Source organism: Clostridium sp. JNZ X4-2 (assembly GCF_054889485.1).
In genome coordinates, this window is the sequence record NZ_CM142685.1 from 1,958,508 (window position 1) to 1,974,016 (window position 15,509).

Consider the following 15,509-nt stretch of genomic DNA (forward strand, 5'->3'; position numbering starts at 1 on the left):
ATTTACTCTGCATCAAAAGCCACTATTCGGCATATACAGGATTCTCCGCCTTCAAATCTCCATGGGAAACATCCAATTATCAACCTCTTTCCAAGCACCTTGTCTATATCTCCGCCAAGATTTTCAGCATGTACAATATTATATGGGAACAGATCATAGTGCATCAATTGATAGTCTTCATCCGGCCAAAAATCTTCAAGTCCTTTTCCATATTTAGATCTCAAGAATTTATCAGCTTTTTTTGCTTCTTTCGGAGCCCATTCACGAATTTTGGTATTCATAGGATGATCTGCAGAGCCGCAGTCAACACCTATCCATTTAAATTTCATTTTTTTACACCAATTTGCAAATTCCTTGGTTGGTCCTGGATGCCTCATCATAACTCTTTCTTCGTCAGCTTCAGGCTCATCCCAGGCATATCTATGATATCCCGTATGAATGATAAGTATATCTCCCTCTCTTACATCTGCTCTATCCATAATATCTTTTGAAGTATAGATCCCGTAATCTTCGGCTATATCAGATATATCAACAACTACTCCTGGTGCTACCAGTTCTTCCAGCGGGATTGCAGAAATGTCTCTGCCGTGAGTACAAAAATGCAGTGAACCATCAAGATGAGTACCTACGTGGTTTGAGTGAGTCAGTACCTGTCCATTGGCACCATTTGAAGAAAGTCTTTTGAAAAATTTGATCTGCAGCGGCTCATAAGTCGGCCAGGGTGGTGTCAAATGACTTATCTTTTGAGTTAGATCATACATTTTTACTGATTTAAAGGAATCAATAATATTCATAATATAACCTCCATTTATAATAAATTGTATTTATTGATAAAAAATTTTAAAGCGTCTTCAAAACATTTCATAGGCGGATTTACCACGCCTGCTCCAATTTGGCCAACACCTGCTTTATTGCTGGCAATGCCCGTATTTATTACCGGCGGTATTCCTGTTTCTATAACTTTCCTCATATCTATTCCAGTAGGAGTTCCCCTGAAATTGATGCCGGGTATTTTATAGGCATTATTCTCTGCATATGTTATCTCATACATGGTATTTGTATAATTAACGGCATCCTTTGGAGTACCGCCAACAAATTGTACAATTGCAGGTGCTGCTGCCATAGCAAAACCACCTATACCTGCTGTCTCAGTTATACAGCTGTCCCCAAGATCCGGGTTGGCATCTTTTTCGTCAAATCCCGGAAAATACAATCCCTGTACCATTTCACAGGGAGCTGTAAACCACTCTCTACCCGTGCCAACCATTCTGATTCCAAAATCTGTTCCATTTCTTGACATCGTATACAATATGGTGCAGTATTCAATGCCTTCCAGTGGATCAAGGCTGCATTTGCAGGCAGGCATTGATACATTTAAGAAAAAATGATCATTTTTATCTATAAAAGTCAATACCTCTTCTTTTTGCTTGTCTGAAAAATCCGTCCTCACAACAGCTGGTGCAATCTCTCTAAACAAAAGCGATGTAGCAGCCTTATTTCTATTGTGACCTTCATCCCCCATTTGAAGAAATTGGGCAAATATTGTCTTTAAATCTATGCTCCCCTTTATCTCAAGAGCTTGTTTAAGCACAGGTGCAAGATAATTCTGCATCCAATACAGTCTATCAAGTACTTCCTTTCCATAAGCTCCAAATCTCAATACTTTTCCCAGTCCTTCATTGAATGTACAATATGCATAGTTTCCAAATGTTTTATTCTGCACAATCCAAACCGGCATGGAGTAGGTAACCACACCTGCCATTGGTCCTACTGCCGAATGATGATGGCAGGGTTCAAAATTTAATTCACCAGACAATACCATTTTTATGGCTTCATCCTTATTGCCGGCCAATTTTTCATAAATCAGTCCGCCAATTATGGCTCCTTTAACTGGTTCACTCATTTTATCCCAGGCTATAGGTGGTCCTGCATGAAGTATGGTTTTTTTGGTCATTCCAGGTATAACCTCTCCAGCCATACCTACACCTACAAGAACTGGCTGGGCGGACAATAATCTATCTATAGCTTCACTGTTTGCTTTTTCTATCTTATCAGCTATGCTTTCATCTTCCAGCAGTGAAAGCCACCTGCTTGCCTGGCTGGGCGGTTTCCAATTGATCTGGATACATGGTATATGCTGACTTTTTAAATCATTATAGAAAGATTCCAGTCCCAAATTAATTGCCTTAATATCTTGTTTAAACAATCTGTTAATTGCAGTCAAATCAATCACTTCCATTCATATATTATTTATTCAATCTCCTCATCAACTTCGCACAGAACCTGACAGCCTGCGCATTTGAAGGCATGACTATAACACCAGCTTGTTCTAATTTTTCCTTTTGTTTTTTTAAATTCTGTGGATCAGCTTCCGTACCGCACACATATCCAACTACACAAAGATATTTGCCTCTGTTTTGTGCATTTTTCTTTGCCTCAATAATTTGCGGGAGCATTTCTCCTGCTGGATCAACATGGCATCCATAGCCTATAACAAAATCCATCAATATAATTGCCACTTCTCCATCACAGGTTTCTTCTGGCAGTCTTTCCACTCTTCCCATAGGATCAATCATAGGATGAGGCCTTCCTACAGTAAAATCGTCATCTCCTAAATCAATGCAGGTATTCTTTTCACTTTTCGATATGTCCTTAAGCCTGTACTGAGGTGAGAGAGGTATGTTTGAATACATCACATACCCTTCTTTATCAAGAAGCTTCATAGCCTCATCAGCTAAAGTGCCTCCTGTATACAATGCCCTTATATATTTTTGTTCACTGTCAAATTTCAAGGCTTCCCTTTCTACCAATGCATCTATTTCATTTTCCGTCTGTGTAAATCCTGTATAGTCAAAGACAGGATTTCCTTTAGATAGTGCCACAGCTTTATGGGCTGCATCTTCCAGGCTAACACAGCTGTAAGCCCCATGAGATTCAATTTCTTCCCTGTCTCCGCCTATAAAATCAACTACTACAGGTTTATCTACACTGTCCACTATATTCAAAATCCTTTTATAGACCTGTAAATCAGGCGGTTTTGAAATCAACACTATTACCTTTGTATCCGGATCATCTATCAATGACTTGAATCCCTCTATCATCATGATCCCGCCTACAGCACTTTTTAGGTCTCTTCCGCCAGTTCCAATGACCTGAGATACACCTCCTCCCAGTTTGTCAATAAGTACAGTGACCTCCTGAGTACCTGTTCCAGAGGCTCCTACAATTCCTATATCTCCTTTTCTAACCACATTTGCAAAACACAGCGGAACATGATTTATTATTGCAGTACCACAATCAGGACCCATTACCAGCAGCCCTTTATCTCTGGCGAATTTTTTCAATTCTATTTCATCTTCTATGGAGACATTATCACTAAACAACATTACATTCAGTCCATTTTTTAAAGCCCTTCTCCCTTCATCTGCTGCATATTCCCCGGGGAGAGAAATAATTGCCAGATTTGCATCCTTCATATGCTTGACAGCGGCCTTCAATGTATTAGGTTTATATTCATCTTCACTCCCTGTTTCTTCCTTCTTGAAATTTAAAAGTTCATCTACTTTATTTATAATATTCTCATAAGCATTATCCTCCTCTTCATTTACCAATGCAGCAATAAAAAAATCATTGGGAGTTAAATTCTTTACATCAGTACTGCTTAATTTCAAATTGTCTGCCAGATCCTTATTGAGATCTGTTCCCATACCCACAATTATTTCATTTACATAGGGTAGTTTTTTTATTTCTTTGGTAATAACCATTAGGGCTACAGAATCGTAATAAGTATTTTTTCTAATATCTACACAAAGTTTCATTTAAACAAACCCTCCTATATTCTTTCTATACGCTATATTTGTCAATATTTTGCTTCCTACATAAATTCCAAGAACAGTATCCGTCCCAGATGTTTCACCATAATCAATTGTATTTAACAGTGATGAAACAATAACTTTTCTGTCTTTACAAGCTATAAGGGACGTCAAAAGCTTTCTAACTGCATCATTCGTTTCTCCTACAGCAGAATGCCTCAACATTTCCGCACTGATCCTCGTAGTTCTGTCCAGTCCACTGCTGATAATCTTTTTATTCAATTCACATATGCTGGAAAAACTTAAATTGCAGCAATTCCCAAAATATATAAAAGAAATCATGAGTCCACTGATAAAATCATCCATTGCCGGAGTCAGTCCGGGACCGTATCCAATAATACTTTCTCCTCTTTCTCCCAGCTGCCGCCAATCACATTTTAATAAGTCCCTAATAAATTGTATAAATCTGCACTTTATAAATTCAAGAGCTTTTTTATAAGGACATATACAAAAATGTCTAAGCTGCAGTTCAGGTACTTCATCACTCAACGCGCTTATCAACCATCCTATTCCATGAAACTTACCATAAACACCAAGTTCCTCTTCCAATACTTTTATATTTTCCAATATCTCCTTTTCTGTGCATTTGGGGGCTTTTATCAACACCCCTGAATACCAGCTTCGTACATTATTTAGTTCAATAAGAATATTTTTTTCTGTATTATAGATAACGTTTTCACTAAATACAAACTTTAAATCTTTTCTTATGCCAATATCTATAAAATTAACTTGTCTATGATTGTCTACTAGAATACTCATAGGTGCCATATTCCTGTCACTGCTAAGCAGTGTGACAAGACCCTTCCGGGTTTCCATATTACATGCACTTTTAAATACAGAATGAACCTTGCCTTCTACTATTTGCTCATTTATTATTGCATCCAGTAAATTCTCACATATGAGAAATGCCTTCATGCCATCAACCCTTTTTTTACATTATACATGTATAATTCTAAATCTTTATCTTTCTAATAACATATTAACACGTTTATTTCCAGATAGCTTTATGTAATATATCTAAATATTCTATCAATTTATTGTTAATTATTAACAACATAAAAAGAACTGCCTCCTTATGGAGACAGCTCTTTTTATAATAAGCTTCCATTATCAACTATAAACTCAAAAAACATTTTTTATGATCATATCCTTGTCTTGAAGTTAAAAATCACCTGATTATATTCCAGGCTTTAATTGCTATTTCAAGATCCAGCCTTTCTTCTGCATTTTCTACATCCATTCCTATTATATCTTTAATTTTTTGCAATCTATATATTATGGTATTATAATGCATAAACATCTGCTTTGACATTTTTTTCATATTACCATTGCATTCAAAATAAATTTTAAGAGTTTTAATCAATTCAGTGCCATTTAATCTATCATATTCCACCAGTGGTTTTATAGTATCATTGCAAAATTTAGCAAGTTCTCCCTGAAGGCCATTAAAACACAGTATTCTATATAATCCCAGATCATCATAATGTATAATACTCCCTGAAAAAGACTTGTTCAGTTTTTCCACAATGAATTTTGCCTGTTGGTAGCTTTTATTCAGCTTATAGGCATCATTATAGCAGCGTCCAATTCCTATTTTGAATTGTTTCTTCTTGAATTTCTTGGAAATATCCATTAATATGTCATTACAAAGACTTTTTACTTTTTCCTTTACTGCTTGTGAATCCTCAGACAGATTATTTTCATATAAAATTATAATCCTGTCATTCTTATCCACATACAATATTTTTTCTTTGCTGGTTCTTGCCACTCTTCCAGTAATAAACAGCAGTGTACTGGTAACATCACTATTAAAATTTACATCCCCTAAACCTGTATTTTTAATTTGAAAATTATCATTTAAATATATTACAGCCACTCCATGCTTCTTATCCAAATGAAAATCAAAAGTCTTGGCTCTGTCCATAGCTTTATTCTGCCTATCTTCATTGTCACTCAGTAAATCATCGAAAAATTCCAATTTATAACGGCTTTCCATTTTTGATATAGAAAGCTTTTTGACAAAATCCAAGGCAATAATATGAACATAGGATTCTATAAGGATTTTATCCAAAGGTGCCAGTTCCTTTTTATCCAGCCAGATAAAAATACATCCATATTCAACCTTTTCAATAATTATTGGAATAATAACCCTCTTAATGCTCTTTCCCTGGATTGTATCCATACTTTCATTGTAAATTTCATCGGATTCATCTTCTATTCTTTTATAACTTAAACTCAGATGTTCATTAATAAGCTTATCAATTACATTTGTACTTATCTCCTCAGTACAAAAAGTTTCACAATTACCATCCATATTTTCATATATTACCAGAGAATTTTCCATATTCTCATATAGCTTTTCCCCAATTTCCTTCAAGTTCCCACCCTTCATCATTATATCCATTACTTCCCTGTTAAACTTTTCTATGGTCAATAATTTATTCATTTGATCTTCGATTACTGCATCCAAAACAATTGATATCACTTCCCTGTGGGAAACATCAATTGGTATTTCAATAATGGGAAAATTTATTCTATCTGCTAAGTCAATAATATTATGGGGTAATTCTTTTATATATCTGCCAATTTTAATTCCAAGAGCAGCCACACCCTTTTCATTCAATTCAGGAATAAGTTCCATGAGTATATTTATATTATCTTTAATAGAATATACCGTAGTAATTAAAAGCTCTCCTTCTCCAACCCATTCTATAATATCGGGAACTTCCATCACATCCACTTTTGTTATTCTCTTATTCATACCACCTTTTCCTGCTAGAATCCTGGCTCCCCTCAATTTTCCAATCTGCAGAAGTCTTTGTAAAGAAATACCAAGGTAATTATACAAGATACCCACATCCTTTGAAAATTCAGTAATTGTGAAATCTTTATGTTTTTATATTATATTTTTTAATTTTATTATATAAGGTATTTCTTCTTATTCCAAGGGCATCTGCTGAATGGGTGATATTTCCCTTAAATCTTCTAAGCACCTTTGCCAGATGCAATTTTTCCACATAATCCAATTTTAAGCATTCATCATTAATGTCCAGGATTATCTTATCATCACATTTTTCTTCGCCAAAATAATTTGCAGGTATACCTCCTGAATTTACAATGAGTTCCACAACATTTTTCAATTCTCTTATATTTCCCGGCCAATCATATTTTATCATCTTCCTCAAATATTCTTCAGATATAATAAGATCCTTTTTGCCCAATTTTTTTGATATACTGCTCATAAAATGCTTTACAAGCAATATTATATCGGATTTTCTTTCCCTTAAAGGTGGTAAATAGACAGGTAATACATTAAGCCTATAATACAAGTCCTTTCTAAATCTTCCTAATTCCACTTCCTTTTTTAAATCCTTGTTGGTAACAGCTATAATCCTCACATCTATAGGAATGGACTTGCAGCTTCCTATTTTTGTTATGACTCCTTCCTGAACTACTCTTAAAAGTTTTGTCTGCATATCAAGAGGCATTTCTCCAATTTCATCCAGCATTATGGTACCGCCATCAGCCAATTCAAATTTGCCAGGATTTCCTCCCTTTTTTGCACCTGTAAATGACCCCTCTTCATATCCAAAAAGTTCAGATTCCATAAGCTGCTCGGGAATAGCTCCACAATTTAATGCTATAAAAGGCCCTTCTGATCTGCTGCTGTAATTATGAATGGACTGTGCAAATAATTCTTTTCCTGTACCGCTTTCACCTATTATAAGAATAGTAGACTTGCTGCCTGAAATTTTCTTCGAATATTCTATAACCTTTATAAAATTTTCATCTTCCCCAAGTATCTTATCGAAGGTATAATATGCCTGATCGCTATTTTTCCTTTTTATATTTTTTATATCTTCAAACACATATATTATTTCAATAGCATTTTTTTCAGAATTATAAACCGGACTGGCAGTTAAATGGCATCGTACTCTATTTTTTGAAACATTTATATTCACTTCCTGTGAAATACTTTTTCCCAAGTATATGTCCTTTTTTACATTTATCCAATTTTCTATAATATCCTTCATCTCACATACTTTTACCTTATTGCTGCCCAGTGTACTTAAAGCTTTTTCATTGCAAATTTCTATTTTTCCATCTATATCAGAGGTTATTATTGGCATTGGAATAAAATTAAACAAGGTTTTTTTATATTTGTTATTTATATCATTTATTACTTCATATTCTTTTATCTTTAACATTTCTTCTACTGCATTAGAGGCGGCAATAACCATTCCCAGGGTATGGGAATGTACACTTTCAATATATCCTGTAAGATCAAGAACAGCTATAAGATTACCCTGTCTATCTCGTATAGGTGCGGCAGAACATGTCCACTTATGATATTCACAAATAAAATGCTGATTTCCTGAAATTTGAATTGGTTTATTAGTTTTAATAACCATGCTCATTGCATTAGTTCCTATATTTTCCTCATTCATAAAAGCTCCAGGTATCATCTTCATAGAAAATGATTTTGAGAGTATTTTTTCATCGCCCATGGCATTTAATATACAGCCCTCTTTATCTGTAAGCAATATAAAAAAATTAGAGCCTCGTACAAAATTCATTAAATTTTCTATATAAGGTTCTGCAGTTAATATCAAATTCCTATTAAAAGTAAATTTTTTTTGTAATTCCGTATCACAAATAATCCTTTTACTGAAAACCTGATTCCTTTTAATTCCCATTTTTTTGCATCTTTCATGGGAACGCTGTAATTCCCTATCAGGTTCACAATAAGTTTCCCTCATAATCTCCATAAATACCCCCCTCATATAATACAATAAAAGGTTTATAGCAACTTTTTAACCCTGTATATTCACTCACATATTCAGACAAAACTTCTCTTTAATCCATATTTTTCTCTCATTGTCCCAATATAACTCATTTATACATGCATAATTTTGTTTTATTCTAAATATGTCACAAAGTGGGATGGACAAAATACTGCCCAGTATTACCCTATTTACTCCTGCATGAGTAACAACCATTATATTGCCTGTACTGTTTTTTATGATATGCATTATTTTGGGCATAACCCTTTTTTGAAGCTGCCTAAAACTTTCTCCCCCTTCAGGTATAAAAGTATCTATATTTTCTCCTCTTTTCCTAAATTCCTCAGGGAAAATTTTTTTTATATATCCGAAGGTTTTTCCATCCCATTTTCCCATATCTATTTCTCTAAATTCTTCTACTAATACTTTTTTCACATCTCTGCATCCCAAAATTATATCTGCTGTCTGCACACATCTCTTCAGCGGGCTCAAATATGCTTTTTCTATATGAACATCAGAAAAAACTTTTTTTAATTTCCTGCATTGCAGAATTCCCTCTTCACAAAGTGGTAAATCAATATTTCCTATATAACACTTTTCATTTCCCATATCTATTTTACCATGTCTCACCAGATAAATTTTTCTACAGGTATTCAATTTTCTTTCCCACTGCCTTTTCCACTTTGCTCATTATTCTTTCTGCATCCTGTAACCTGTTTTTGATTTTTCTTTGAGCCTCCAGGTTATTATTATATTTTAAAAGTAATCTGTCAAATCTTTCTTTAAGTAAAATACATCTATCTTCTTGTACAAGTTTATCTGACAGATATAATATTTCATTTTCACTTATTTCATCGTTCTCATTCACTTCTATATCCATATGAGTACCTATTAAATTCCCCACACGTTCATATCCAAGTTCCTTCAATATATTTGCTCCAGCCTCTGCATGATTTTTTGACTTCCTGCATATATCATGCAGCAGTGCTGCTGCTTCCAGAATATCTTCACTAAAATTATACCCTTTTTTATTCAGTTCTCCTAAAATATGACCACATACCTGAGATACCTTTCTGCAGTGTCTTATTATACTATCGGATACATTATAATCATTTAAAATGCAGTAACACTCTTCTTTATCCGGAGCTTTGGAATTAAAATATTTTAAAAGCCTTAAATAATCTTCTTTAGTATCCATATCCATTACAGAGCCCTTATCAAATACAGGAATATAACTTGAATCATCCTCAAATCTGCTCAATAATCCCTTTAACCCTCCGTCACCATTCCAATTTTCTATTTCATTTTTATATCTGCAGTCTATTAAAGGCGGATGTCCCCTCTTCCCCATAAATGTAGGATAAAAAATTCCTTTATTACATATTGTATATTTACTTTTAAGCAGCCTTAAAGTGTTGGTCTTCACAAGGGGAATGTCCACAGGAAGTATAAAAAACGCTTTTGCTCTGCTGTCCAAAGTTTTTACAGCTTCTACTATGGAAGAATACATACCTTGAGAATAAGATTTATTTTCTATACACCGAACTGTGAAATTCTTCAGGGCTTCTCTTACTTCACCTCCCCTGTATCCTGTAACAACTATAACATTATGAATTCCTGAAGATATAAAGGTATTTACAGCCACTTCAATTGAAGTATATTCTCCAAATTTTAAAAGGGGTTTAAAATCGCCCATCCTGGATGAATATCCAGCTGAAAGAATTATTCCGGCAAAATCATCACAGCTCATTTTAAACTTCTCTTCTGACTTTAATCATTTCAGCTGTAATGCTTATGGCTATCTCTTCAGGAGTTTGGGCTCCTATGGAAATGCCTATAGGGCAATGTACCCTTTTTAAATCCTCTTCAGTATAGCCTTCTTCCCTAAGTTTGTTATATACAAAATCTCTCTTAGTTTTACTGCCTATCATACCTATATATTTTGCCTCAGTCCTTAAAACCTGTTCCAGTACTTCTTTGTCATAGGCATGACCTCTTGTAACTATTATAACATAACTCCCATTGTCTATTTTTACATAATTCAATATATTTTCAAAAGATTCAATGACCTTCACTTCATCTGCAGTTTTAAAATTTTCTCTGTTGGCAAATTTTGCTCTATCATCTAAAACCACGGTTTTGAACTCAAGTATTTTTGTAATAATTGCAATTTTTTGAGATACATGTCCTGCTCCCATTATATAAACACTTTCATTATTTAAAACAGGCTCTGCAAGATACAGGCCGTTATCTCCTTCAATCTTCTGAAAATGAAGGTTTCTAAAGTCTTTTCTTATGCTCCTTAATATTTTTTGGGCTGTATCATTTTCCTCTCCGTAGAAACCGGTTTCAGTACAAATCCACTTATCAATGCCGCTTATATAATTTTCATCTTCATTCAATCTGGTTATAAATACAAAATTTTCACCTTTACTTTTCAATTTAAAGGCCTGAGCATATATAGCATTCATAAGCTTGTCATCAGGATTTATATATTCCAAAAGAAGCTTTAGATCTCCTCCGCAGGCAGCTCCAATAGAAGAGGCACCTTCATTTGAAAGTGTAAACCTTCTAATAATAAATTTCTTATTATTGAATATATCAGCTGATAATTTTATGGCCATAGCTTCGAATATACCTCCGCCTATAGTACCTTCGATGGAAAAGTCCCTTTTAATAATCATTTTTGTGCCCTGCTCCCTGGGAGCTGAACCTGATTTTTCTAAAATAGTTGCAAGTACAAAATCTTGATTTTTAAATATCAGATCATTTATTGCCTCATATATATCCTTCACTTTAAAACCTTCTTTCTACAATCATATATTTTTCTCTTTAACATGCTGTTTTTTATCTCAATATTTTTTTTCAAAGGATAGACTATAATTTTGCCTGGAATTATAGTTTGAATCTTCTCAGCCACAATGTCCTTTAATCCATGGAAGTCTTCTTCAGTAAATGTGTTTATTCCTATTGTTATCTTGTTGTCATATATACCCATTTTATAATCTATAACTTTTTCAAATGATAAAATAATTTCATCCAAATCCTTCATGTAAATAAGTTTATTGTCACCGATTTTTATTATATTGTCTTTTCTTCCAATAACTTTGTCCATAGTCTGTAAAAAGGTACCACATCTGCAATTTTCTTTTTTAAAAGAAGCTATATCACCTGTAGCATATCTTATAAGAGGCATTCCCTCTCTGGTAAGAGTGGTAAAAACCACTTCACCCTGATTTCCGGACTCTAAAACTTTTTTTGACACAGGATCTATTATTTCAAAATACAAATCCCCTTCTCTTAAATGATATCCATTTAAACCTTCACACTCCACACCACCCCCGTAACCCATTTCAGTCATTCCATAATGGGTAAAAACCCGGCAGTGAAATTTATCCGTAATCTCCTTTATAAGTATTTCCGGTACATAATCCGTACTTAAAAGTATGCTTTTTATATTATCTGCAAATATTTCCGGGTAAATTCTGCTTAATTTTAAAACCTGTATGGGTATTCCCACAATACAGCTTATTCCCCGGCTTTTTATAAATTCTGCGGTATATTCATAATCTCTTATGATACCACCTATAAAGCACTTTATTTTCAGAGCACCTAAAGCTGTTTTAAGCAGGTTGCCTATGCTTCCATAACTATCTCCTGGCAGAAGTACCAGTACTGTGTCATTTTCATTTGCAATGGATTTCATGCCGAAGCAGAAAAAGTCAACAGTTGACTGCAAATCATTATCTGTAAAATAAACCCTCTTTTCCATTCCACTTGTGCCTGAAGTTCTAAGTGTGACTATCCTGGAAATACACTTTGATGGTACACATAAGAAATCCATGGAATTGCAGCTTACCTGCTGTGGAAGTGTAAATGGAATGTTCTCAAAATCTGCAAAGGAACTTATTGTATCTGCTGATATGTCTTTTAAATACTTTTTATAAAAATTACTGTGCTCTTTTACATAATATAAAGTCTGTTTTATTTTATATAATTGGTATGCCTTTAGTTCTTCTCTGCTTTTATTTTTTATCTTGGTCTTTCCCATTATCCACTTTTCAATAGGTGTGCAATCCATCTTTTCCTCCTCATATCTAAAAGGGTTCAGCATTTCTGTATATATAATCCCCCTTTGTATCTGTCATGTTGTAAATACAAAATGGAATAAGTTTTCCTTTGGGATTTACCACATGGATACAGCAATCTTTAAGTCTTTCCAGATCAATATTCCATATATCCTGAAAGGCCATGGCAGATATACTGAAAGAATAATTTCTTATGGTATAAAGTATATTTTGCCAGGTATCCGGCCTTTCTAAGTGCAATTTTTCTTCATGAGCATTTTTTTCTCTTGAAGACCAGTTTCTTGAAACAAATTTTATAGACTTCTTTGCACCTTCCTCTGCCTTTTCAACACCACAGCATCCGTTGGAATTGTTGGTAACACTTATAAGCTCTTTTTTATTCTTTAAAATATAATTGCCATGAAAGGAACACAGTGAATTTTCACAACCCGGCGGCTTCATACTGCTCACCTTTATTTTCCCTGATGTCTGATTCTCTACAGCATCCATAACTTCTGGAAGAGTGATTCTATATTCGTCATTTGGACTATATGGTATTCTTCCAAAATAGCTTACAGGCTGAAAATGAACCCCTCTTACAACAGGCAGTTTTCCCACTGCAAATTTTATTATTTCTCCTATATTGTCCGTATTTATACCAGGAACTAAAGTTGGGACAAGTACTACTCCTATTCCATATGAACTGCAGTTTTCCACAGCTTTTATTTTTACATTTAAAAGATTCCTTCCCCTGAGCCTTTTATATATACTGTCCCGAGTACCGTCAAATTGCAGAAATATAGAATTAAGCCCTGATTGTTTAAGTTTTTTTACATACTGTTTATCTTCTGCCATACGCAGTCCATTTGTATTTATCTGTATAAATTCAAATCCAAGCTTCTTTCCCATAGATACTGCCTGAGGCAGATCGTCTCTCATTGTAGGTTCTCCCCCTGAAAGCTGTATATTGCATTTTCCAGAAGATTTTAATATTGATTCATACCAAAACTTGATCTGTTCTAAAGAAGGGTCCCTGGATGCAGCTGTACTGGAAGAACCTGCAAAACAGAACTCACAATTTAAATTACACCTGCCTGTAACTTCAATTAAAGCTGTACAAGTACGCTGCCTGTGACTGCTGCATAATCCGCAGTCAAATGGACACCCTTTTTCAACAGCTGTACCTGGGTTTTTAATATACATTCTCTCTTTATTTCTCACCCATCTGTCAATAGGTGTACTTCCTCTCCATAAAATGGTTTTGAATTTTCCATGTTCATTACAGTATTTCTCCATGTATACTTCATTATCCTGCAATACTTTCACCGCGCTTATTTTTTTTCTGCAAATGGGACACAAGCTTTCAGTTTCAGAAATTACTTTCATATTGTCCATTTATCCCCTATCTCCAAATTCATAATTGTGCTCATCTAATATATATTGAATCTTCATATAACTTTTTTGAAGTATTTCCCCGCATTTTACAGGATAGCCCACTTTTTTCCCCACATCCTTTATATTTTGAATTCCAGCCAAATCCCTGCAGTCAGTGCTTTTAAATTCACGTTGAAACCAGTTTGTATATTCATCCATCATCTCCGTAAAATCCTCTTTACAATCTTCCTCTTCATTTCCCTTGCCTGCATAAAGACCTATAATACCTATACCTCCTGTAAGTACACCACAGGTTTTCTCCATAAAATTTATACCGTTGCACATTCCCCTAAAAGCCCTTACTAAATCTTCATTATCATTTTCTTCTTCCTGAAGAGCCATTTTAACCATTATCTGTGTGCAGCAGAAGCCTGATGAAGCAAGTTTATACACTTTAAATGCAGTGTCATTATCCATTGAATTTTTCTCCTTTCTTTGCCATGAGGACAAAATAGCCTGGTTTGCATTTTCTGAGTACATTTTCAAATTCACATCCATCTATAGAACATCCTGTTGTCCTATTCCAAAAATCGCCCATGGATCCATGGGAAAATATTATTTTAACCATAAGGGACTTCAGCATATCACTACAATCCTCTACATGGAGTATTTTAAATCCATTGTCCATAAGAGATTTTTTCAAAGATTTCAAATCATGCAGTCCCCTCATACAGCTGTTGATTGGAAATTCCTTCATTTCCTCTAAAAATTCAGGCCTTTTGGCATAAACATCATTTATAACAAACCATCCATCCTTTTTTAATACTCTGTACACTTCTTTTAAAACACAATTTAAATTCTTCATAAGTGAAAGAGTGCATTCAGCAAATACTCCCTTAAATTTATTATCTTCAAAAGGTATTTTTTCACCTGTTCCATAAACCAAATTTATGCTCTTGTATTTATCTCTTCCCATCTTTATTAATTTTTTAGATGGATCCACTCCTGCTGCCCTTATGCCGTATTTCTCAAAAACATAGTTCACTGTAGATCCCATGCCGCTTCCCAAATCAAGCAGTATATCTTTAGGTAAAAATTCACAAAACTTCATTGCCTTGTCTGTCAGTTCAAATCCGCCTGGCCGCAGAGTTTCACCGGTAATATCTCTCATATATTCACTTTCATAGGCATTACAGCACTTCATCATTTATCCTCCAGACTCTTTTCCACTTCCAGCATTTCACCCATTGCAAGTTTTTCATCTATAATTACCATTTTACACTTTGGGCACTGCATGAGCTTCACTTCAAAATTTCCTCCAAGATAACGTACCGTTACCTTTCTAGGCTCCAGCTTTTCTTTACATTTATCACAAATCCATGGAGTTTTTTCTGCTTTATTAATATTCATAT

Annotated in this window: 14 protein-coding genes; all 14 read right to left on the reverse strand. The window is 34.4% G+C overall.

What is annotated here, in order from left to right; genetic code table 11:
• Positions 1–2: 2 nt before the first annotated feature.
• The 14 genes from ACYUJ6_RS09450 to ACYUJ6_RS09515 all read right to left on the reverse strand — a co-directional run bounded on the left by ACYUJ6_RS09450 (position 3) and on the right by ACYUJ6_RS09515 (position 15,507).
• Positions 3–794, reverse strand: coding sequence for a cyclase family protein (locus ACYUJ6_RS09450; protein ID WP_461842542.1), 792 nt, complete (start codon positions 792–794; stop codon positions 3–5).
• 14 nt (positions 795–808) lie between these two features.
• On the reverse strand, positions 809–2,224 hold the full coding sequence (locus tag ACYUJ6_RS09455) for a YlbE family protein (RefSeq protein ID WP_461842543.1): 1,416 nt from the start codon (positions 2,222–2,224) through the stop codon (positions 809–811).
• Positions 2,225–2,246: 22 nt separating this feature from the next.
• Entirely contained in the window at positions 2,247–3,818 is a 1,572-nt protein-coding gene (gene fdrA / locus ACYUJ6_RS09460) for an acyl-CoA synthetase FdrA (protein ID WP_461842544.1), read from the reverse strand.
• Positions 3,819–4,787: an oxamate carbamoyltransferase subunit AllH family protein gene (locus ACYUJ6_RS09465; protein WP_461842545.1), complete on the reverse strand. Its 969-nt coding sequence runs from the start codon at positions 4,785–4,787 to the stop codon at positions 3,819–3,821.
• Between the two features lie 253 nt (positions 4,788–5,040).
• On the reverse strand, positions 5,041–6,720 hold the full coding sequence (locus tag ACYUJ6_RS09470) for a PucR family transcriptional regulator (protein WP_461842546.1): 1,680 nt from the start codon (positions 6,718–6,720) through the stop codon (positions 5,041–5,043).
• Positions 6,721–6,760: 40 nt separating this feature from the next.
• Positions 6,761–8,632: a sigma-54-dependent Fis family transcriptional regulator gene (locus ACYUJ6_RS09475; RefSeq protein WP_461845480.1), complete on the reverse strand. Its 1,872-nt coding sequence runs from the start codon at positions 8,630–8,632 to the stop codon at positions 6,761–6,763.
• A 72-nt stretch (positions 8,633–8,704) separates the two neighbouring features.
• Entirely contained in the window at positions 8,705–9,313 is a 609-nt protein-coding gene (locus tag ACYUJ6_RS09480) for a histidine phosphatase family protein (RefSeq protein ID WP_461842547.1), read from the reverse strand.
• Positions 9,300–10,406 carry a DVU_1551 family NTP transferase gene (locus tag ACYUJ6_RS09485; protein WP_461842548.1) on the reverse strand — a complete coding sequence of 369 codons (1,107 nt, stop codon included), beginning with the start codon at positions 10,404–10,406 and terminating at the stop codon, positions 9,300–9,302. The genes ACYUJ6_RS09480 and ACYUJ6_RS09485 overlap by 14 nt, the downstream gene beginning before the upstream one ends.
• Before the next feature lies 1 nt (position 10,407).
• Entirely contained in the window at positions 10,408–11,451 is a 1,044-nt protein-coding gene (locus ACYUJ6_RS09490) for an XdhC family aldehyde oxidoreductase maturation factor (protein WP_461842549.1), read from the reverse strand.
• Positions 11,448–12,737, reverse strand: a complete 1,290-nt coding sequence (locus ACYUJ6_RS09495; protein WP_461842550.1) for a DVU_1553 family AMP-dependent CoA ligase — start codon at positions 12,735–12,737, stop codon at positions 11,448–11,450. The genes ACYUJ6_RS09490 and ACYUJ6_RS09495 overlap by 4 nt, the downstream gene beginning before the upstream one ends.
• 16 nt (positions 12,738–12,753) lie before the next feature.
• Positions 12,754–14,118 carry a radical SAM (seleno)protein TrsS gene (trsS, locus tag ACYUJ6_RS09500; RefSeq protein ID WP_461842551.1) on the reverse strand — a complete coding sequence of 455 codons (1,365 nt, stop codon included), beginning with the start codon at positions 14,116–14,118 and terminating at the stop codon, positions 12,754–12,756.
• Complete coding sequence (locus tag ACYUJ6_RS09505) at positions 14,119–14,574, reverse strand: DVU_1555 family C-GCAxxG-C-C protein (protein WP_461842552.1); 456 nt, start codon at positions 14,572–14,574, stop codon at positions 14,119–14,121.
• Positions 14,567–15,301: a DVU_1556 family methyltransferase gene (trsM, locus tag ACYUJ6_RS09510; protein WP_461842553.1), complete on the reverse strand. Its 735-nt coding sequence runs from the start codon at positions 15,299–15,301 to the stop codon at positions 14,567–14,569. The genes ACYUJ6_RS09505 and trsM overlap by 8 nt, the downstream gene beginning before the upstream one ends.
• On the reverse strand, positions 15,301–15,507 hold the full coding sequence (locus ACYUJ6_RS09515) for a DVU_1557 family redox protein (protein WP_461842554.1): 207 nt from the start codon (positions 15,505–15,507) through the stop codon (positions 15,301–15,303). Before ACYUJ6_RS09515 ends, trsM begins: the two co-directional genes overlap by 1 nt.
• Positions 15,508–15,509 lie beyond the last annotated feature (2 nt).